Origin of the sequence: Halomonas sp., assembly GCF_034520545.1 — a bacterium.
Taxonomy (GTDB): Bacteria; Pseudomonadota; Gammaproteobacteria; order Pseudomonadales; family Halomonadaceae; genus Halomonas.
Map to the genome: position 1 here is coordinate 355955 of NZ_JAXHNN010000010.1, position 18740 is coordinate 374694.

General features: G+C 62.9%; 15 protein-coding genes and 4 tRNA genes. 5 read left to right on the forward strand and 14 right to left on the reverse strand.

Annotation, left to right across the window (positions count from 1 at the left end):
• Nucleotides 1-78 precede the first annotated feature (78 nt).
• Together cysS and U5L98_RS10195 are read right to left on the reverse strand one after the other, a co-directional pair.
• Nucleotides 79-1500 carry a cysteine--tRNA ligase gene (gene cysS / locus U5L98_RS10190; protein WP_322558209.1) on the reverse strand — a complete coding sequence of 474 codons (1422 nt, stop codon included), beginning with the start codon at nt 1498-1500 and terminating at the stop codon, nt 79-81.
• Nucleotide 1501: 1 nt separating this feature from the next.
• The gene (locus U5L98_RS10195) at nt 1502-3214 is read right to left on the reverse strand and encodes a glutamine--tRNA ligase/YqeY domain fusion protein (protein ID WP_322558210.1); all 1713 of its coding nucleotides are present in this window, start codon (nt 3212-3214) and stop codon (nt 1502-1504) included.
• Nucleotides 3215-3523: 309 nt separating this feature from the next.
• Here U5L98_RS10195 and U5L98_RS10200 point away from each other — a divergent pair, with 309 nt between their 5' ends.
• Nucleotides 3524-4030 (forward strand): peptidylprolyl isomerase, encoded by a 507-nt coding sequence (locus U5L98_RS10200; RefSeq protein WP_322558211.1) that lies wholly within the window; start codon nt 3524-3526, stop codon nt 4028-4030.
• Nucleotides 4031-4115: 85 nt separating this feature from the next.
• Nucleotides 4116-4889: a UDP-2,3-diacylglucosamine diphosphatase gene (locus U5L98_RS10205; RefSeq protein WP_322558212.1), complete on the forward strand. Its 774-nt coding sequence runs from the start codon at nt 4116-4118 to the stop codon at nt 4887-4889.
• A gap of 65 nt (nt 4890-4954) precedes the next feature.
• Here U5L98_RS10205 and U5L98_RS10210 read toward each other — a convergent pair whose 3' ends face one another.
• The 11 genes from U5L98_RS10210 to U5L98_RS10260 form a co-directional block, all read right to left on the reverse strand.
• Entirely contained in the window at nt 4955-5974 is a 1020-nt protein-coding gene (locus U5L98_RS10210) for a GTP-binding protein (RefSeq protein ID WP_322558213.1), read from the reverse strand.
• A 151-nt stretch (nt 5975-6125) separates the two neighbouring features.
• The gene (locus U5L98_RS10215) at nt 6126-7943 is read right to left on the reverse strand and encodes a SurA N-terminal domain-containing protein (protein WP_322558214.1); all 1818 of its coding nucleotides are present in this window, start codon (nt 7941-7943) and stop codon (nt 6126-6128) included.
• Between the two features lie 184 nt (nt 7944-8127).
• Entirely contained in the window at nt 8128-8400 is a 273-nt protein-coding gene (locus U5L98_RS10220; RefSeq protein WP_322558215.1) for an HU family DNA-binding protein, read from the reverse strand.
• Between the two features lie 178 nt (nt 8401-8578).
• Nucleotides 8579-10987 carry an endopeptidase La gene (lon, locus tag U5L98_RS10225; protein WP_322558216.1) on the reverse strand — a complete coding sequence of 803 codons (2409 nt, stop codon included), beginning with the start codon at nt 10985-10987 and terminating at the stop codon, nt 8579-8581.
• A gap of 180 nt (nt 10988-11167) precedes the next feature.
• Nucleotides 11168-12445: an ATP-dependent Clp protease ATP-binding subunit ClpX gene (gene clpX, locus U5L98_RS10230; protein WP_322558217.1), complete on the reverse strand. Its 1278-nt coding sequence runs from the start codon at nt 12443-12445 to the stop codon at nt 11168-11170.
• A gap of 121 nt (nt 12446-12566) precedes the next feature.
• Nucleotides 12567-13187: an ATP-dependent Clp endopeptidase proteolytic subunit ClpP gene (gene clpP, locus U5L98_RS10235; RefSeq protein WP_322558218.1), complete on the reverse strand. Its 621-nt coding sequence runs from the start codon at nt 13185-13187 to the stop codon at nt 12567-12569.
• Nucleotides 13188-13275: 88 nt separating this feature from the next.
• Nucleotides 13276-14643 (reverse strand): trigger factor, encoded by a 1368-nt coding sequence (tig, locus tag U5L98_RS10240; protein WP_322558219.1) that lies wholly within the window; start codon nt 14641-14643, stop codon nt 13276-13278.
• 253 nt (nt 14644-14896) lie between these two features.
• A tRNA-His gene (locus U5L98_RS10245) sits at nt 14897-14971 on the reverse strand.
• A gap of 24 nt (nt 14972-14995) precedes the next feature.
• Nucleotides 14996-15070, reverse strand: a tRNA-His gene (locus tag U5L98_RS10250).
• A 72-nt stretch (nt 15071-15142) separates the two neighbouring features.
• A tRNA-Arg gene (locus U5L98_RS10255) sits at nt 15143-15219 on the reverse strand.
• 67 nt (nt 15220-15286) lie between these two features.
• A tRNA-Pro gene (locus U5L98_RS10260) sits at nt 15287-15363 on the reverse strand.
• A gap of 199 nt (nt 15364-15562) precedes the next feature.
• Here U5L98_RS10260 and folD point away from each other — a divergent pair.
• Nucleotides 15563-16423 (forward strand): bifunctional methylenetetrahydrofolate dehydrogenase/methenyltetrahydrofolate cyclohydrolase FolD, encoded by an 861-nt coding sequence (folD, locus tag U5L98_RS10265; protein WP_322558220.1) that lies wholly within the window; start codon nt 15563-15565, stop codon nt 16421-16423.
• Between the two features lie 268 nt (nt 16424-16691).
• Complete coding sequence (locus U5L98_RS10270; protein ID WP_322558221.1) at nt 16692-16982, forward strand: nucleotidyltransferase family protein; 291 nt, start codon at nt 16692-16694, stop codon at nt 16980-16982.
• Between the two features lie 44 nt (nt 16983-17026).
• On the opposite strand, the gene pyrC is transcribed toward U5L98_RS10270, so the two are convergent.
• Nucleotides 17027-18064, reverse strand: a complete 1038-nt coding sequence (gene pyrC, locus U5L98_RS10275; RefSeq protein ID WP_322558222.1) for a dihydroorotase — start codon at nt 18062-18064, stop codon at nt 17027-17029.
• A gap of 202 nt (nt 18065-18266) precedes the next feature.
• On the opposite strand from pyrC, the gene U5L98_RS10280 reads away from it, so the two are divergent.
• Nucleotides 18267-18692 carry a hypothetical protein gene (locus U5L98_RS10280; RefSeq protein WP_322558223.1) on the forward strand — a complete coding sequence of 142 codons (426 nt, stop codon included), beginning with the start codon at nt 18267-18269 and terminating at the stop codon, nt 18690-18692.
• The last annotated feature ends 48 nt before the right edge of the window (nt 18693-18740 follow it).

The following is an 18740-nucleotide window of genomic DNA, read 5'->3' on the forward strand; positions in this document are numbered from 1 at the left end:
AAGACTCTCTTCCAGCAGGGTTCTTTTCCAGCGGGGCTCTCTTCCAGCAAGGATTTCTTCCAGCTTAAAGCTTAAGGCTTACAGCTCACGCTCTGGCCTCTCGAACACCCAGCTGGTGCCCTCGCGAGAATCCTTGAGGATGATGCCTAGCGCCGCCAGCTCGTCGCGGATGGCGTCGGCGGTGGCGAAGTCCCTGGCCTTCTTGGCCGCCGCGCGCTCGTCGATCTTCGCCGCGATCTCCGCCTCGGAGATGGGCAGCGCCGCGCCGCTCCCCTGCAGGAAGCTCGCGGGATCCTGGCCGAGCAGCCCCAGCACGCGGCCGAGTCGGCGAAGTTCCCGGGCCAGGGCCGTCGCCTTCTCGGGCGTCTCCTGCTTCGTCCGATTGAGCTCGCGCGCCAGATCGAACAGCACCGACAGGGCCTCGGGGGTATTGAAGTCGTCGTCCATGGCGGCCGTGAAGCGCGCATCGAAACTCGAGTCGACCCCGGTGATAGAGGCCTCGGCGTCGACGGTCTCGTCGAGCACCAGGCCTTCCAGCGCCGTGTAGAAGCGCTCCAGCGACTTGCGGGCCTCGGCGAGAGACTCCGGTGCATAGTTGATCGGGCTGCGGTAATGGCTGGCCACCAGCAGGTAGCGCACCACCTCCGGATCGTGGTGCTCGAGCACCTCACGGATGGTAAAGAAGTTGCCCAGTGACTTGGACATCTTCTCGTGGTTAACCCGCACCGCGCCGGCATGCATCCAGGTATTGACGAAGGGCTTGCTGTTGGCCGCCTCGGACTGGGCGATCTCGTTCTCGTGGTGGGGGAAGGTCAGATCCGGCCCGCCGCCGTGGATATCGAAGGTCTCGCCGAGGCAGCACTTGGACATGGCCGAGCATTCGATGTGCCAGCCGGGCCGCCCCTCGCCCCAGGGCGAGGGCCAGCTCGCTTCGCCGGGCTTGGCGGCTTTCCAGAGCACGAAATCGAGCGGGTCTTCCTTGTTCTCGTCCACCTCGATACGCGCGCCGGCGCGCATCTCGTCAGGATCGCGATTGTTGAGCTTGCCGTACCCCTCGAACTTGCGAACCCGATAGTAGACGTCGCCGTTGTCCGCCGCATAGGCGTACCCCTTGTCGATCAGCGTCTCGATCATGACGAGGATATCGTCGATATGGCGGGTGGCGCGGGGCTCGTGATCCGGCGGCAGCACACCGAGGCGTGCCTCGTCCTCGTGCATCGCCTCTATCATGCGCTCGGTCAGCGAGGAGATGCTCTCGCCGTTTTCGTCGGCGCGTCGGAGGATCTTGTCGTCGATGTCGGTAACGTTGCGCACATAGGTGACGTCGTAGTCACGGGCACGCAGGTAGCGGGTGATGACGTCGAAGGCCACCATCACCCGCGCGTGGCCCAGGTGGCAGTAGTCGTACACCGTCATGCCGCAGACATACATGCGCACCTTGCCCGGCTCGATGGGCGTAAATGCTTCCTTGCGACGTGTCAGCGTGTTGTAGATCTGCATGTCAGCCCTTCTGCTTGTCCTGGACCTTCTTCTGGGCTTCTTGCTTCTGAACCTTGGCCCAAGTGTCTTTCAGTCCCACCGTGCGGTTGAATACCCGCTTGCCGTCGCGGCTGGCGTGGCGGTCGGCGCAGAAGTAGCCCACCCGCTCGAACTGGAAGCGACTCTCCGGCTCGGCGGAAGCCAGGCTCGGCTCGCCAATGGCCTGGACGGTGATCAGCGACTCGGGATTGAGGTGCTCGAGGAAGTCGGCGTCCTTGTCCTTGTCGGGCTGCTCCTCAAGGAAGAGGTTGTCATAGAGCCGCACCTCCATGGGCACGCCATGCTCGGCGCTGACCCAGTGGATCACGCCCTTCACCTTGCGCCCCTCGGGATTCTTGCCGAGCGTGTCGAAGTCCACCGAACAGTGCAGCTCACTGATCTCGCCGGCGGCATCCTTGATGACCTCGTCACAGCGGATCACATAGCTGTTGCGCAGGCGCACTTCCTTGCCCGGTGCCAGGCGGAAGAACTTCTTGGGCGGCTCTTCCATGAAATCGTCGTGATCGATGTAGATTTCACGCGTGAAGGGCACCTTGCGAATTGCCATGTCCTCGCGGGCCGGATGACCGAGCACCTCGTAGACCTCCTCGAAGTCTTCCGGCACGTTGGTCAGCAACACCTTCAGCGGCTTGAGCACGGCCATGGCTCGGGGGGCGTTGTCCTCGAGGTCGGAGCGGATGGCATGGTAGAGCATGGCGATATCCACCAGGCCGCCATCGGCACGAGTGACGCCGATCATCTCGCAGAACTTGCGGATCGAGGCCGGCGTGTAGCCGCGACGGCGCATGCCGGAGATGGTCGGCAGGCGCGGATCGTCCCAGCCGTCGACGATGCTCTCGTCCACCAGCAGCTTGAGCTTGCGCTTTGAGGTCAGGGTGTAGTTGACGTTGAGCCGCGCGAACTCGATCTGGCGGGGCCTCGCCGGTACCGGCAAGTTGTCCAGGAACCACTCGTAGAGCGGGCGGTGATCCTCGAACTCCAGGGTACAGATCGAATGGGTCACCCCCTCGATGGCATCCGACTGGCCATGGGTGAAGTCGTAGGAGGGATAGATATTCCACTTGTCGCCGGTCTGGTGGTGGCTGGCGTGGCGGATACGGTAGAGAATCGGATCACGCAGGTTTATGTTCGGTGCGGCCATGTCGATCTTCGCCCGCAGCACCTTCTCGCCCTCGGCGAACTCACCGGTGCGCATGCGCTCGAGCAGATCGAGGTTCTCGTCTGCGCTGCGCTCGCGGTAAGGGCTCGGCGTGCCCGCTTCGGTCAGGGTGCCGCGGTACTCGCGAATTTCGTCCGGCGAGAGATCGTCGACGTAGGCCTTGCCCTCGCGCACCAGATCTTGCGCCCAGGCATAGAGCTGGTCGAAATAGTCCGAGGCAAAGCGCACCGGGCCCGCCCATTGAAAGCCCAGCCAGCTCACGTCCGCCTTGATGGCGTCGATGTAGGCCTGCTCCTCCTTGGCCGGGTTGGTGTCGTCGAAGCGCAGATGACAGTCGCCACCGAAGTGCTCGGCGAGCCCGAAATTCAGACAGATCGACTTGGCATGGCCGATATGCAGAAAGCCGTTGGGCTCCGGCGGAAAGCGGGTCACGATCTTCCCGCTACGGCCGGACTCGATCTCCTCGCGGATCTGGTTGCGGATGAAATTCGGCGCGCTGTTGGTGTCGGTGGACATGTCGGAAAAAACGACCTCTGAGTTGAAAGTGCGAGCCTGGCGGCAAGAGCACAGAGCTTGAAAAAGTCTCTGAGCGAGGGGCGCCGGGGGCAATCCGAAGAGGAGGTCCTACGCCAGGGATGGCGTCGGTAGCGCCCAGGGAGGGGTTCACAGCGCCTCCTCGCAGGACTGCCGCCGGAACAGCCCCGAGCGGTGGCCTCGTTTCAGCTGAACCCACAAGTTTCGCCCAGCGAAGCAAAACACGTATTATAGCGCCACAGCCATGGGCAACGCCAAGGCAGCCACCATTTACCGCACAGGAACGCATCGATGATCGTACTGCAGACCAATTTCGGCGACATCACCGTCGAGCTCTACCACGAGAAGGCACCAAAGACCGCCGCCAACTTCGAGCAATATGTCCGCGACGGCTTCTATGACGGCACCCTCTTCCACCGCGTGATCCCGGGCTTCATGGTCCAGGGCGGCGGCTTCGACACCGACTTCAACCAGAAGCCGACGCGCGACCCCATCGAGAACGAGGCCGACAACGGCCTGAAGAATACCACCGGGACCCTGGCCATGGCCCGCACCCAGGATCCGCACTCCGCTACCGCCCAATTCTTCATCAATGTCGCCGACAACGATTTCCTCAATCACAGCGGCAAGAATATCCAGGGCTGGGGCTACTGCGTGTTCGGCGAGGTGGTCGACGGCATGGACGTGGTCGAGAAGATCAAGGCAGTCCCCACCACCCGTCGCGGCATGCACGCCGACGTGCCCGCCGAGGACGTGGTCATCCAGAAGGCCTACGTGAAGGACGAGCCGGAGGCCTGATTCTCGCCCGCCTTTTCACTTGCCCGTCGGGACTCTCCAGAGCCAGGCGGGCGTGATTCGTTTCACCGCCTTAACAGGGCCTGCCATGACCACCCTGCTGATTTCCGACCTCCACCTGCACCCCGGCGCCCCCCGGGTCACCGAGGGATTCCTGCACTGGCTGGAGGAGCGCGCCCGGGGCTGTGATGCCCTCTATATCCTCGGCGACTTCTTCGAGGCCTGGATCGGCGATGACTTGCTCGACCTGGGCGACCATGACCCCACCGGCAATGCCCTCCTGGCGGCCCACATTGCCGCGTCCCTCAAGCAGCTTGCCAATAGCGGTACGGCCATCTACCTGATGCACGGCAATCGCGACTTCCTGCTGGGCGAGCGCTTCGCCAATGAGGCCGGGGCCACCCTGCTGCCGGACCCCAGCGTGGTAGAGCTTGGCGGCGAGCGGGTCCTGCTGATGCACGGCGACAGCCTCTGCACTCGCGACGAAGCCTACCAGGCCTTTCGCACCCAGGCGCGCAACCCCCTGTGGCAGGAGCAGGTACTGTCGATGCCCCTCCAGGAGCGTATAGCCCTGGCCAGGCAAATGCGCGAACGGTCCGGAGAGGCCAACTCCAACAAGGCCGAGGACATCATGGACGTGACGCCAGAGCAGGTGGTGAAGGTGATGGCCGAACACGGCGTAACGACACTGATCCACGGCCACACTCACCGCCCCGCGGAGCATTCGCTGGAGGTGGAAGGCCAACCCGCAAAGCGCTATGTGCTGGGCGACTGGCAGCCCGGCCAGGGCTGGGAGATCGTCGTCGAGGATGGCGAGGAGCCACGCCTGCGGGATGTTCCCCTTTTCGGAGAGAGCGAATAGATCCGGTAGGCCCGGTAAGCGACAGCGTACCGGGCAGATTTCGCCGAAATCGACGCTAAACAACACTACAGCAGGCAATCCGCCAACTTGCCTTCCAGCCTCTCAGCCGCTGTCAGGCTGCCCGTCTCGCCGATCAGCTCCAGCCGTGAATCCCTGCGCCAGGCCGTGTCGGTCAGGCTGACGGTGCCATCGGCGCGGTTGTAGAGTTTCCAGCCATCAGCCGTATGCAACACCCCCTTCACCCGCAAGCCCGCGGGCAGCTCGCCCAGTAGCGCGGTGAGGCGGTCCAGATCAAAGACCTCGGAGGCGTGCCAACGCCACCCCAGGGTGGCATGCCCCAAGGAGGCGCCCTCCTCTCGCAGCGGCTTGCCGGGCGTCGGTTCTCGAAGCTCGACATCTTCCAGCACCAGGGAGGCCACCGCCGGACGGGCCGCCTGATGTGCGGCAGGTGCCGCGGCAGTCGTCTTTCCATGTTCACGTCCCTCCAGCAGGTGGAAGAGCGGCAATTCGCCATGGGGCGCCTCGGCAATCCAGCGTTTGGCTGGCCAGAATTCACCCAGCCAGGTTCGGGCCGCCTCGCACTGCGCGGGCGTGGTGAGATCCGTCATGGTCAAGGCCACCCCGTCGGCCATGGACAGCTGGTCACGGAAGGTCTCGTGCTCACGGGATCGCGGATCATCCAGGCGACGAGGGTCGAGCAGCGCGATGATGTCCCGGACCTCCAGCACCCCATCGAAGCCCTCGCCGCGCAGCACATCCAGCAGCCCTGCCGGATGACCCAGCCCCGAGGGCTCGATGATCAGCCGATCCGGCCGGTAGCGATGCAGCAGGTTGACCAGCGAGGCCTGGAGCACGAAGGCCAGCTGACAGCAGAGGCAGCCGCCCGGCAACCCCTTGACCACCAGATCGTCGCGCTCGGCGAACATCGCCTGATCGATGCCTACTCGACCGAACTCGTTGATTACCACCGCCCAGCGTTCCCCCTCGGGCTTCTGCTCGATCAGTCGCCGGATCAGGGTGCTCTTGCCACTGCCCAAAAAACCCGTGACCAGATGAACAGGCACATTAGCCAGGGGAGCGGGCATGGGAGACCTCCAGAAGCAGCAAGATGTTATAGTGTAACATTATGCACCAAGCTGCCATCAGGTTGTAATGCTCTAGAACAAAAGCAAACCCCGAAAGTCTCGGCCTTCGGGGCTTGCTTGTAGCTCGGCGCTCGGCGCTTGTGGCTCGGCGCTATCGACGAATCTCGGCTTCCTCGCGCAAGTCATCGAGCAGGCCCTGAATGGCGGCCTGGGCGCGCAGTCGCTCGGCCATGTTGGCCACGAAGGACTCGACCTGCTCGTTGGGCTCGCCGGGTTGCACCTCGTCCAGGGCGATCAGCACCACCCGCTCGCCGTCCACGGCATGACCGTAGACCGATGAGTCACCCTCGGGATGCGGAAGGCGGAAGGCCGCCTGGATCAGCGCATCGGAAAGGTTGCTACCGCTTTGGCGGCTGATGGCCTCGGCCTGCTGCCACGCGATATCCAGGGATTCACCTGCGCGCAGACGCTCTACCCGCTCAGCGGCCAGCTCGACCAGCGCTTCGCGGGTCTTCTCGCGGCGCACCGCTGACTCGATCTCGTCGCGCACCTCGTCCAACGGCAGCGTGGTCGCCTCGCGATGCTCGTCCACCCGCAGCACCAGGCGGCGATCTTCGTCGAGCTCGATCACCTCACTGTTGTAACCCTCCTCCAGCACATCGTCGCTGAAGGCCTGCTCCATCACGCCCGGCTCGGAGAGCACCCCATCGGCGCCATCGCGCCCGACCCAGTCGCTCTGCTGCAGTTCCAGCCCCAGGTCCTCGGCCACACCGACCAGATCATCCGCGGCAAAGCTGTCGTCGATCAGGCGCTGGGCTCGCTCGTTGAAATCATCAGTGACCCGATCGCTGGCCAACTGGCGCCGCAGCTGCTCGCGGCTCTCCTCGAAGGCGGGCCGGTCCAGCTCGGTAACCTTGATCAGATGCAGGCCATTGTCGGTCTCGACGATATCCGACACTTCGCCCTCATCCAGCGAAAAGGCCGCCGACTCGAATTCTTCGCCGAAGAAGCCGCGAGAGATCACGCCTAGATCACCACCGGCATCACTCGTGGAGGTGTCGTCGGACACGTCGGCGGCAATCTCGGCGAACGCCTCCCCCTCGGCAAGACGCGCTTCAGCCTGCTCGAGGATGGCCGCCGCCTCTTCACGGCTGCGCGCGTCGCCGAACGTGACCATGATGTGGGATACGCGGCGATCCGCCTCGGCGGCGCCCTCTTCCCAGGCCTCGCGCAGTGCCTCCTCACTGACCTCGGCCTCCTCGGCCATCTGCTGGCGGTCGAGCACCACATAGTTCAGCCTGACCTGTTCGGGGCGACGGTAATCCGCCTTATGGGCGTCATAATAGGCTCTCAGGTCCTGCTCATCGACCTCAGGCGGAGATGCCAGGTCCCCCGGCACCAGGGCATGATAGCGGAAGCTGCGAGACTGGCGCTGCAGCGCGGCGAGACGCTCGCGCTCCTCTTCCAGGGTGAAGTCGCTCACGGCTAGCCCCTGCTGGAGCTGCTGGCGCTTCACATCGACGCTGAGCTGCTGGCGAAACGTCAGCGGCGTGAAGCCAGCACTGGCGAGCCGGTTGCGAAAGAGGTCACGGTCGAAGCGACCGTTGGCATCCTGAAATTCCGGCAGGTTGACGATCAGCTGGTCCAGCTGTGCCTCGGAGACATACAGGCCGCCCTCATCGGCATATTGGATCAGCAGGCGATCGGTGATCAGCATGTCGAGCATCTCGGCCCGCAGGGCACGCTCCTGCTCGGGCGGTACCTGGCCGCTACGGATCGCTCGCTGCACTTCCATTTCCAGCTGCTGACGGCTAATCGCCTCGCCGTTGACCTCGGCCACCTCGTCGGGGCTGTTGCCCAGCAACCCAACCAGCGATTCCACGCCGAAGAGGGCCATGGTCACGACCACGGCACCGATGATGATCTTCGCGCCCCAGCTCCTGGAGCGGTCACGAATACTTTGCAGCATGCAGGCCTCTGCGAATCAAGTGAGTCGGGTCGCGGACATTATACGCATCAGCAGGCATCTCGCGACGCCCGCAGCAGTGAAGGTGGCCGAAAAGTGAAGGTGGCCGAAAAAAGAACAGGCGCACCGCCGGGGCGATGCGCCTGTTATGAAATCGGCCGTCAGTGATGCGGCAGGCGCCGTCTACTCAGTTGACGGAGTCCTTGAGCGCCTTGCCGGCCTTGAAGCTCGGCACCTTGGCAGCGCTGATCTCGATCGGCTGACCCGTCTGCGGATTACGGCCGGTGCGAGCGGCACGCTCCTTCACCTGGAAGGTACCGAAACCCACCAGGGAGACGCTATCGCCCTTCTTCAGGCTGTCGGTCACGGTCTCGACCATGGCATCCAGTGCACGGGACGCAGCCGCCTTGGGTATGTCGGCAGATGCGGCAATGGCTTCGACCAGCTCGGATTTGTTCACACTTCACCCCTTGACTTTTTTCGTAAATTGGCTCTAATCGGCGAGACATTGGCCTGACTGACGCGATCACAGCATAGAAGCAATTTATAGCAATGCGGCGAAAGATCTGTCAAGCGAACTTCCTCGCCAAACCCCGTCATACCGGGGTTTATACTTCGGTATGACGAGATAATTATCGTTAGTGCGTACTGACTATCGATGCCGAGGAGATGGGATCTTCCGTTCTTGAATCCTCCTTTTTCGGGGCCGGCTTGTCGGCCAGAGCCACCTCGAGGACATCATCAATCCAGGAAACAGGACGAATATCGAGAGCTTCCTTGATATTGTCCGGAACCTCCTTGAGGTCGCGGCGGTTCTCCTCGGGTATTAGCACGATCTTTATACCACCGCGCCTGGCGGCCAGCAATTTCTCCTTCAGCCCGCCGATCGGCATCACCTCGCCGCGCAGGTTGACCTCACCGGTCATGGCGACATCACAGCGTACCGGACGCTCCGTATAAGCCGACACCATGGCCGTGACCATGGCGACGCCCGCACTGGGACCGTCCTTGGGCGTGGCGCCCTCGGGCACGTGGATGTGCAGGTCCTCCTTCTCGAAGCGCTCCGGATCGATACCCATCGCAATAGCCCGGGCACGCACGACCGTCTGGGCCGCGCTCACCGACTCCTTCATTACGTCGCCGAGCGAGCCGGTCTTGTCCAGACGCCCCTTGCCGGGGGTGATGACCGACTCGATATTGAGCAGTTCGCCGCCTACCGAGGTCCAGGCCAGGCCAGTCACCCGGCCTACCTGGTCTTCCTGATCGGCAAGGCCGTAGCTGTAGCGGCGCACGCCGGCATAGGGCTCGACATCGGCGGCGGACAGCAGCATCGGCGCCTGAGCGCCCTCCTGACTCTCCTTCTCGAGCCGCTCGCGCAGCACCTTGCGACACACCTTGGCGATCTGACGCTCGAGCTCACGCACACCAGCCTCACGGCTGTAGTAGCGAATCAGCTCGAGCAACGCATCATCGGAGAACGACAGCTCATCGTCCTTGAAACCGTTCGCCTTGAGCTGCTTGGGCACCAGGTAGCGACGGGCGATGGCCAGCTTCTCGTCTTCTGTATAGCCCGGCAGGCGAATCACTTCCATGCGGTCGAGCAGGGGGCCGGGGATGTTCATCGAGTTGGCGGTGCAGATGAAAAGCGTCTCGGATAAATCGTAGTCCAGTTCCAGGTAGTGGTCACTGAAGGTGTCGTTCTGCTCCGGATCCAGCACCTCGAGCAGTGCCGAAGAGGGATCGCCGCGGTGATCCATGCCTACCTTGTCGACCTCGTCGAGCAGGAACAGCGGGTTCTTGACCCCGGCCTTGGCCATGCGCTGGACCATCTTGCCCGGCAGCGAGCCGATGTAGGTGCGGCGATGACCACGGATCTCGGACTCGTCACGCACGCCGCCTAGCGCCAGGCGCACGTACTTGCGGTTGGTGGCCCGGGCGATGGATTGCCCCAGCGACGTCTTGCCCACGCCGGGTGGCCCCACCAGGCAGAGCACCGGCCCCTTGAGCTTCTTGACCCGCTTGTGCACCGCGAGATACTCGAGGATGCGCGCCTTGACCTCATCGAGCCCGTAATGGTCCTCGTCGAGCACCTTCTGGGCATGTACCAGGTCATGCTTGATGCGGGTACGCTTCTTCCACGGCACCGCCACCAGCCAGTCCAGGTAGGAGCGCACCACCGTGGCCTCGGCGGAGTGTGGCGACATCATCTTCAGCTTGCCCAGCTCCTGAAGGGCCTTGTCGCGAGCCTCCTTGGGCATGCCGGCTTCCTCGATGGCCTGCTCGTACTTCTCGGCCTCGTTGGGCACATTCTCGAGCTCGCCCATCTCCTTCTGGATGGCCTTCATCTGCTCGTTGAGATAGTACTCGCGCTGCGACTTCTCCATCTGCTCCTTGACCCGCGAGCGGATACGCTTCTCCACCTGCAGCAGGTCGATCTCGGATTCGATCAACGCCATCAGGTGCTCGATTCGGTCGCGTACCCGGTCCATCTCCAGCAGTTGCTGCTTGTCGTCGATCTTCAACGACAGATGGGCACAGATGGTATCCACCAGGCGGCTGGGGTCTTCGATGCCGGAGAGCGAGTTGAGCACCTCGTTGGGCACCTTCTTCGACATCTTCACGTACTGCTCGAACTGGTTGAGCAGCACCCGCACCAGGGCCTCCTGCTCGCGCTCACTGAGCGGTTCGCTCTCGCGCAGGCTCACTTCGGCGCGACAGTAACCGTCGTCGACGGCGACGATCTCGCGGATATCAGCCCGGGACTCGCCCTCGATCAGCACCTTGACGGTGCCGTCGGGCAGCTTGAGCAGCTGCATGATCTCGGCCACGGTGCCGATGGCAAACATGTCCTCGTTATCGGGGTCGTCCTTGCTAGCCTCGCGCTGTGCCACCAGCAGGACACGCTTGTCGGCCGCCATGGCCGCCTCGAGCGCCTGGATCGACTTCTCGCGACCAACGAATAACGGAATGACCATCTGCGGATAGACGACCACGTCCCGCAGCGGCAAAAGGGGCAGACTCAGGGTCTGTTCAGCGTTCTGCTGCATCGCAGACGTTCCTCACACGAAATCGGATGGATACCCAGGGAGTGGGGGCGAATCGGCGGCTTTGCAAGGCAACCTCCGCCGGTTCGAAAAAAAGAGGGGAGCGAATTCATCGCCCGAGGCGCCCAGCAGGCACCTCGGGAATGAAACCGCTCCCCCTCAGGGCGCCTTGCGCCCGGCATGTCAGCCGTCGGTACCGTCGACCCGCTGCGCCTCCTGCTGGGAGTAGATCAACAGCGGTTCGCTCTCGCCACCAATGACGGAGGCATCGATCACCACTTTCGACACTCCCTCAAGGGAGGGAATCTCGTACATGGTATCGAGCAGCACCGATTCGAGGATCGAGCGCAGGCCGCGGGCGCCGGTCTTGCGCGCCATGGCCTTGCGGGCCACCGCACGCAGGGCATCCTCACGGAAATCCAGCTCCACGCTTTCCATATCGAACAGGCGAGCATACTGCTTGATCAGCGAGTTTTTCGGCTCGGTGAGGATCTGGATCAACGCGTCCTCGTTGAGCTCGGTGAGGGTGGCGATCACCGGCAGGCGGCCCACGAACTCAGGGATAAGGCCGAACTTGACCAGATCCTCGGGCTCCACGTCGAGCAGCAGATCGCCCACGCCCTTGGTCTCGTCCTTGCTCTTCACCTCGGCGTTGAAGCCGATGCCGCCCTTTTCGGCGCGATCCCGGATAACCTTTTCCAGGCCGGCAAAAGCGCCACCCACGATGAACAGCATGTTAGTGGTGTCGACCTGAACGAACTCCTGCTGCGGATGCTTGCGACCGCCCTGGGGCGGCACCGAGGCCGTCGTGCCCTCGATCAGCTTCAGCAGCGCCTGCTGCACGCCCTCCCCGGAAACATCCCGGGTGATGGAGGGGTTGTCCGACTTGCGCGAGATCTTGTCGATCTCGTCGATGTAGACGATGCCACGCTGGGCCTTCTCCACATCGTAGTCGCACTTCTGCAACAGCTTCTGAATGATGTTCTCGACGTCCTCGCCGACATAACCCGCCTCGGTGAGGGTGGTAGCGTCGGCGATGGTGAAGGGCACATTGAGCAGCCGCGCCAGCGTTTCGGCCAGCAGCGTCTTGCCGCTGCCGGTCGGACCGATCAGCAGAATGTTCGACTTGCCGAGCTCGACCTCTTCCTTGCCGCCATAACGCAGGCGCTTGTAGTGATTGTAGACCGCCACGGACAGCACCATCTTGGCGCGATCCTGGCCGATCACATAATCATCGAGGGTGTGACGAATCTCGCGGGGAGCGGGCAGGCGCTCCTCGTCGGTCTCGGCATCGGCATCGAGCACCTCCTCGCGAATGATGTCATTGCAGAGGTCGACACACTCATCGCAGATATAGACGGACGGACCGGCAATCAGCTTGCGTACCTCGTTCTGGTTCTTGCCGCAGAACGAGCAGTAGAGCAACTTGCCACCTTCGTCCTTGCCTTTGCCGTCGGCCATTCGCGTACCTCTTTCATAATGACGCCCCAGCATGGCTCACGGGGCGTCGGGTCCACCACGACGGCCTCGACCGTCGGGAAACGTCTCAGTGCGTGAAAGTCACTTGGTGAAGTTCACGCTATCAGGATGTCGGTCGCTGTTCCAGCACCGCATCAATCAGGCCATACTCGGCGGCCTGAGGGCCGTTCATGAAGTTGTCTCGATCGGTATCCCGAGCGACTGTCTCGAAGTCCTGACCGGTGTGATGGGCCAGGATCTTGTTGAGATTGTCGCGGATACCGAGAATCTCGCGGGTGTGGATCTCGATGTCGGAGGCTTGCCCCTGGTAGCCGCCCAGCGGCTGGTGAATCATCATCCGCGAATTGGGCAGGCAATAGCGCTTGCCCGGGGCACCGCCGGCCAGCAGCAGGGCACCCATGCTCGCCGCCTGACCGATGCACACCGTGGAGACGTCGGGCTTGATGAACTGCATGGTGTCATAGACCGACATGCCGGCCGTCACGCCGCCACCCGGCGAGTTGATGTACAGGTGAATGTCCTTGTCCGGGTTTTCGGACTCCAGGAACAGCAGCTGTGCCACCAGCAGATTGGACATGTAGTCCTCCACCGGCCCCACCAGGAAGATGACGCGCTCCTTGAGCAGGCGGGAATAGATGTCATAAGCCCGCTCGCCTCGCGCGCTCTGCTCGACCACCATGGGCACGAGGCCACCGGCGGCTTGAATATCGAACGGGTTGCTCATCAGGGTGATGTCCTTGGATGCGATGAATGGAAGCGTCGGGTGAAGTGCCGCCCGGCGGCGAGGCCGGGCAAGCAATGCCGGGCCATGATCAGGCCTGCTTCTCTTCGCCCTGTTCTTCGGCCTCGGCTTCGTCTTCCTCGCCGGCATCGCCCTGTTGCTGAGCCGCGGCGAGGGCCTGCTGGTAACTCATTTCCACGTCCTTGACGCTAGCTTGCTCGAGCAGGGCATCGACGGCCTTCTCCTCGAGGACAGCCGACTGGACCTGAGTCTTGAGCTGGTCGTTACCCATGTAGTACTCGACCACCTGCTCGGGGTCCTGGTACTGCTGGGCCAGCTCCTCGACCTTGGCCTTGATCTCGTCATCGGTGGCCTCGAGCCCGTGGCGCTTGATCACTTCGGCCAGCAGCAGGCCGACCTGGACACGGCTCTTGGCCTGCTCGGCGAACAATTCGTCGGGCAGTTGGCTGACATCGAAGTCCTCACCGAGGCCGAACTGCTGGGCCGCCTGGCGCTTGAGGCCCTCGGTCTCCTGCTGCACCAGCGCCTGTGGCACGGGGATATCGTTGGCCTTCTTGAGGGCTTCGAGCACCTGCTGCTTGACGCGATTATCGATGGCCTGGGTCGCCTCACGGGTCATGTTCTTCTTGACCTCGGTGCGAAACTTGTCCAGATCGCCATCCTCGACGCCGAACTTCTCGACGAACTCGGCATCCACTTCGGGCAGGGCCTGGCCCTTCACCGCGTGAACCTTGACCTTGAAGGTCGCTTCCTGACCGGCCAACTGCTCGGCCTGGTAGTCCACAGGGAAGATGACCTTGATCTCCTTCTCCTCGCCAGCCCTGGCACCGATCAGCTGCTCCTCGAACCCGGGGATGAAGCTGTTGGATCCGATCACCAGCTCGTGGCCCTCGGCACTGCCGCCCTCGAAGGGCTCGTCGCCCAGGAAGCCCTGGAAGTCGATGGTGATCTGGTCGCCTTCCTCGGCGGCGCGGTCGACCTCTTCCCAGCCGGCATTCTGCTTGCGCAGGGTGTCGATCATCTCGTCGACATCGGCCTCGGTCACCTCGACCACCGGACGCTCGATCTCGGTACCCTCGATGGATGCCAGCTCGATCTCAGGGTAGATCTCGAGGGTGGCGGTGAACTCGAGGTCCTTGCCCGCCTCGTTGACGTTAGCCTCGATCTGCGGATACCCGGCCGGATTGAGATCATTCTCGGAGATGGCGCGCACATAGCGCTCGCGCATCACTTCGCCCACCACTTCGTCGCGCACGCCGGCACCATAGCGCTGGCGAATCACCGACATCGGGACCTTGCCCTTGCGGAAGCCGTCCAGTCTTACGGTCTTGGCGGCGTCCTTGAGACGAGCGGCAACGGCCTCGTCGACCTCAGCGGCCGGCACCTGAACCTTGATGCGGCGTTCAATGTTGGAGGTCGTATCGACGGAAACTTGCATGAAATGTCCTCTACCGACTGGGGCGTTCTGTGAAAGCGTGAAATGTTCAAAGGGCTGATTCTAAGAATCTCGCCCGATACTGGCAAGCGCCGTCCCTCTACAGATGGGGGCCGGACGGTATAATACAAGGGCACGACAGGGATTTTCCGCACGCCAGGTCGGCATCGAAAAGCCAGAAAGACGTAGGCCATGACGCAGATGAAGCGTCGGGAAAGGGATGAACCGAGGAAGCGAAACCTGCTGAGGGAGGCAATGGGGTGGATGATGGGGATCGAACCCACGACCACCGGAGCCACAATCCGGGGCTCTACCACTGAGCTACATCCACCACTGCCTGGAGATCATGTCGAGATGGGGTGGATGATGGGGATCGAACCCACGACCACCGGAGCCACAATCCGGGGCTCTACCACTGAGCTACATCCACCATTACGACAAGGGTCTTGCTGAAAGCTCTGACGGCATGGCCAACTCGCTACCGGCTGCTCCATGCAACGCATGGCGCGCCCAGCAGGAATCGAACCTGCAACCTACGGCTTAGAAGGCCGTTGCTCTATCCGGTTGAGCTATGGGCGCATTCTACGTATTAGAGCGCCTGACCGCAACCCGAAGAGAGAGAAACAACTTCCCATTCAACAAGTTGTGGTCGGGGTGGAGGGATTCGAACCCCCGACATCCTGCTCCCAAAGCAGGCGCGCTACCAGACTGCGCTACACCCCGCCGGCTCTTGCACGGCCCTGACGCCGCCGCGGAGGACTCGTCAAGCGCTGCGTATTCTACGGAACTTTCCCCGTGCGTCAAGCGAGAAGCGCATCGTTGCCGCCCGTCGCTTTGCCTTCGCGCCCCGGCATGCGAAAATCCACCGTCCCTTCCACCCACCCCGACCACCCACCCCAACCACCAACCAGAGGGATGCCCGATGACCGCCCAACTGATCGATGGCAAGTCCATTGCCGCCCGAGTCCGCCAGCAGGTCGCTCGCCAGGTACAGGCACGACGCGAGGCCGGAGGGCGAATTCCCGGACTGGCTGTGGTCCTGGTGGGCGAGGATGCCGCCTCTGCCGTCTACGTCCGCAACAAGCACCACGCCTGCGAGGAAGCCGGTATCCTGTCGTTCAAGCATCGGCTGCCGACGGATACCCGCCAAGAGGAACTCGAGACCCTGGTCGACCAGCTCAACGACGACCCGCGCATCGACGGCATCCTTGTGCAACTTCCGCTTCCCGAGCATCTGGATTCCCGTCCGATTCTCGAACGCATCCTGCCCCACAAGGATGTCGACGGCTTCCACCCCTACAACCTCGGCCGTCTGGCCCAGCGCATGCCGCTGCTTCGACCCTGCACGCCCAAGGGCGTGATAACGCTGCTGGAAGAAAATGGTCTCGAGATCCGTGGCCTGGACGCCACCGTGGTCGGCGCCTCAAACATCGTCGGCCGCCCCATGTCGTTGGAGCTGATGCTCGCCGGCTGCACCACCACCGTCTGTCATCGCTTCACGCGAAACCTCGAGGAGCATGTCCGGCGTGCCGAACTGCTGGTGGTCGCGGTCGGCAAGCCCGGCGTGGTCAAGGGGGAATGGATCAAGCCCGGCGCTATCGTCATCGATGTGGGCATCAATCGCCAGGAGGACGGCCGCCTGATCGGCGACATCGACTTCGCCGCCGCCGCCGAGCTCGCCAGCTGGATCACTCCCGTTCCCGGCGGCGTCGGCCCCATGACCGTGGCCACGTTGCTCCAGAACACCCTGCAGGCGGCCGATATGCACGACGCCACGGCTTAATCATCCTTCAGGGTCAGACCCTTCAGCGGACTTAACATGGCCAGGTACCGAACATGCCCGCCGCCTACTTTCCGGATGCCCGGCTGGTCGCCCTGGCAAAGGAGTGCGTCGAGCAGCTGCGACCACTCGACGCGCAGGGTTATCGCCATGGTCGACCGGCTGGCATGCATGGAATCTGCGACTTATCCTCGGCTGGCATGCATGGAATCTGCGACTTATCCTGAAGTCGAACGAGAAACCTGACGTCAGCCAGTCCGCAGGAGGAGCCATGCTGCTCGATGAGCTACATGAGAAGCGTCACGCCATCATAAATGCTGCTAAAGCTCATGGCGCCCATGGTATCCGTGTATTCGGCTCCGTTGCTCGAGGACAGGAAAAAAAGGATAGTGATATCGACTTCCTGGTAGATTTCGACAAGGGTTATGACCTCTTCGCTCAACGCTTGGCGCTTGCGGAAAGGCTCGCTGATATTACGGGTCATGACGTTGACCTGATTCCCCTTCACGAACTCAATCGTCATATCAGAGACGCCGTACTCGCAGAAGCCCGAGAGTTATGAGCAAGGAGTGGAAACTTCCAGCGCTCGGTGCTTGTAGCTCGACGCTAGTCGCTCAGCTTCCACTCCAGCGTCTCGCCGGCGGCCAGGGGCACGATGGTCTGGCCGTCGGCATAGGGAAGCGTCTCGGGCAGCTGCCAGGGCTCGCGCACCAGGGTCACTGAGCCGGCATTGCGAGCCATGCCATAGAAGTCGGGGCCGAAATGGCTGGAGAAGCCCTCCAGGCGCTCCAGGGCTCCGGCCTGCTCGAAGGCGGTGGCGTAGAGCTCAAGCGCCGCGGGAGCGGTGAAGGCACCCGCGCAGCCGCAGGCACTCTCCTTGTCACCGCGAGCATGGGGCGCGCTGTCGGTTCCCAGGAAGAACTTGGGGCTTCCGGAGGTAGCCGCGGCCAGCAGCGCCTGGCGGTGGCGCTCACGCTTGAGGATCGGCAGGCAGTAGTAGTGAGGGCGAATGCCGCCCACCAGCATGTAGTTGCGGTTGAACAGCAGGTGGTGGACGGTAATGGTCGCGGCGACATTGACCGGCGCCGCGGCCACGAAGTCGGCGGCATCGGCCGTGGTGATGTGCTCGAAGACCACCTTCAGATCCGGGTGGCGCTCTAGCAGCGGCTTCATGACCCGCTCGATGAACACCGCCTCGCGGTCGAAGATGTCGATATCGGCATCGGTGACCTCGCCATGCACCAGCAGCGGAATACCCAGCCGCGCCATGGCGGCAACAGCGGCATCGCAATGGGCCAGGTCGGTGACGCCTGAAGCCGAGTTGGTGGTCGCCCCGGCGGGATAGAGCTTCACCGCCTGCACCAGGCCGCTGGCATGTGCGCGCTCGATTTCCTCAGCCGGCGTATTGTCGGTCAGGTAGAGCGTCATCAGCGGTTGGAAATCGGCCCCTGCAGGTAGCGCCGCCAGGATCCGCTCTCGGTAGGCCAGCGCCATCTCGGTGGTGGTCACCGGTGGCTTGAGGTTGGGCATGATGATGGCGCGGCCCATCTGACGGGCGCTAGCCGCGACCACGGCGGCCATGGCCTCACCGTCGCGCAGGTGAAGGTGCCAGTCGTCCGGGCGGGTCAGGGTGATCGAGTTCACGGCAGGTCCTGTATCGAAAGCGTTGGTATCGTCATGAGCAAAGTCAGGGGCAGCCAGTATATCTCAACCACACCCGCTTCCCGAGGCGAGCGGACTGATCGACCGCGGGTAATGGATGCGCCGACTCTTCAAGCGGCGCTGAATCCCGTATCATGTCGCCTGCATTCGCGTCGACACCGACGCCCGGCCCCGTGAGGACTCGATGCCCAAGGTAAGACACTACGCCGATACCGTTGCCATCCTGGCCGGCCTGATGTGGCTGGTAATCTTCTGGTCGGTGAGCATCTCTGCACACCTCGGCAGCATCGAACCCAGCCTCGCCGCCCTGCTGATGCTCGGCAGCCTGATCCTGATCAGCTTCGTGCACCGGCCCATCCGCGTGCTGCTCGGCCGCTACCACGTCCGCAAGCGGCGCACCGAGATGTGGATGCATATCCTCGCCCTGCCCCTGATCCTCGCCTTCCTGCTGGCCATCGTCATCGAATACCTGATCACTCCGATGAACGGCGAGCAGAAGATGCTGCTTTTCAATACCCTCGCCACCGCCGGCTGGCTGGTCTTCGTCTTCACCCTGCTGATCAAGCTGATATGCCACCAGGTTCAGTGTAAGCGAAAGGCGAAGCGCTAAGCTCTTGCAGCACGATCAGGGATAACCCCATTCGCAGCGCGATCAGGG

Coding starts and splice junctions, on each gene's coding strand:
- cysS (WP_322558209.1), bottom strand. CDS start 1,500: ATGCAGATCTACAACACGCTGACACGTCGCAAGGAAGCATTTACGCCC.
- U5L98_RS10195 (WP_322558210.1), bottom strand. CDS start 3,214: ATGTCCACCGACACCAACAGCGCGCCGAATTTCATCCGCAACCAGATC.
- U5L98_RS10200 (WP_322558211.1), top strand. CDS start 3,524: ATGATCGTACTGCAGACCAATTTCGGCGACATCACCGTCGAGCTCTAC.
- U5L98_RS10205 (WP_322558212.1), top strand. CDS start 4,116: ATGACCACCCTGCTGATTTCCGACCTCCACCTGCACCCCGGCGCCCCC.
- U5L98_RS10210 (WP_322558213.1), bottom strand. CDS start 5,974: ATGCCCGCTCCCCTGGCTAATGTGCCTGTTCATCTGGTCACGGGTTTT.
- U5L98_RS10215 (WP_322558214.1), bottom strand. CDS start 7,943: ATGCTGCAAAGTATTCGTGACCGCTCCAGGAGCTGGGGCGCGAAGATC.
- lon (WP_322558216.1), bottom strand. CDS start 10,987: ATGCAGCAGAACGCTGAACAGACCCTGAGTCTGCCCCTTTTGCCGCTG.
- clpX (WP_322558217.1), bottom strand. CDS start 12,445: ATGGCCGACGGCAAAGGCAAGGACGAAGGTGGCAAGTTGCTCTACTGC.
- clpP (WP_322558218.1), bottom strand. CDS start 13,187: ATGAGCAACCCGTTCGATATTCAAGCCGCCGGTGGCCTCGTGCCCATG.
- tig (WP_322558219.1), bottom strand. CDS start 14,643: ATGCAAGTTTCCGTCGATACGACCTCCAACATTGAACGCCGCATCAAG.
- folD (WP_322558220.1), top strand. CDS start 15,563: ATGACCGCCCAACTGATCGATGGCAAGTCCATTGCCGCCCGAGTCCGC.
- U5L98_RS10270 (WP_322558221.1), top strand. CDS start 16,692: ATGCTGCTCGATGAGCTACATGAGAAGCGTCACGCCATCATAAATGCT.
- U5L98_RS10280 (WP_322558223.1), top strand. CDS start 18,267: ATGCCCAAGGTAAGACACTACGCCGATACCGTTGCCATCCTGGCCGGC.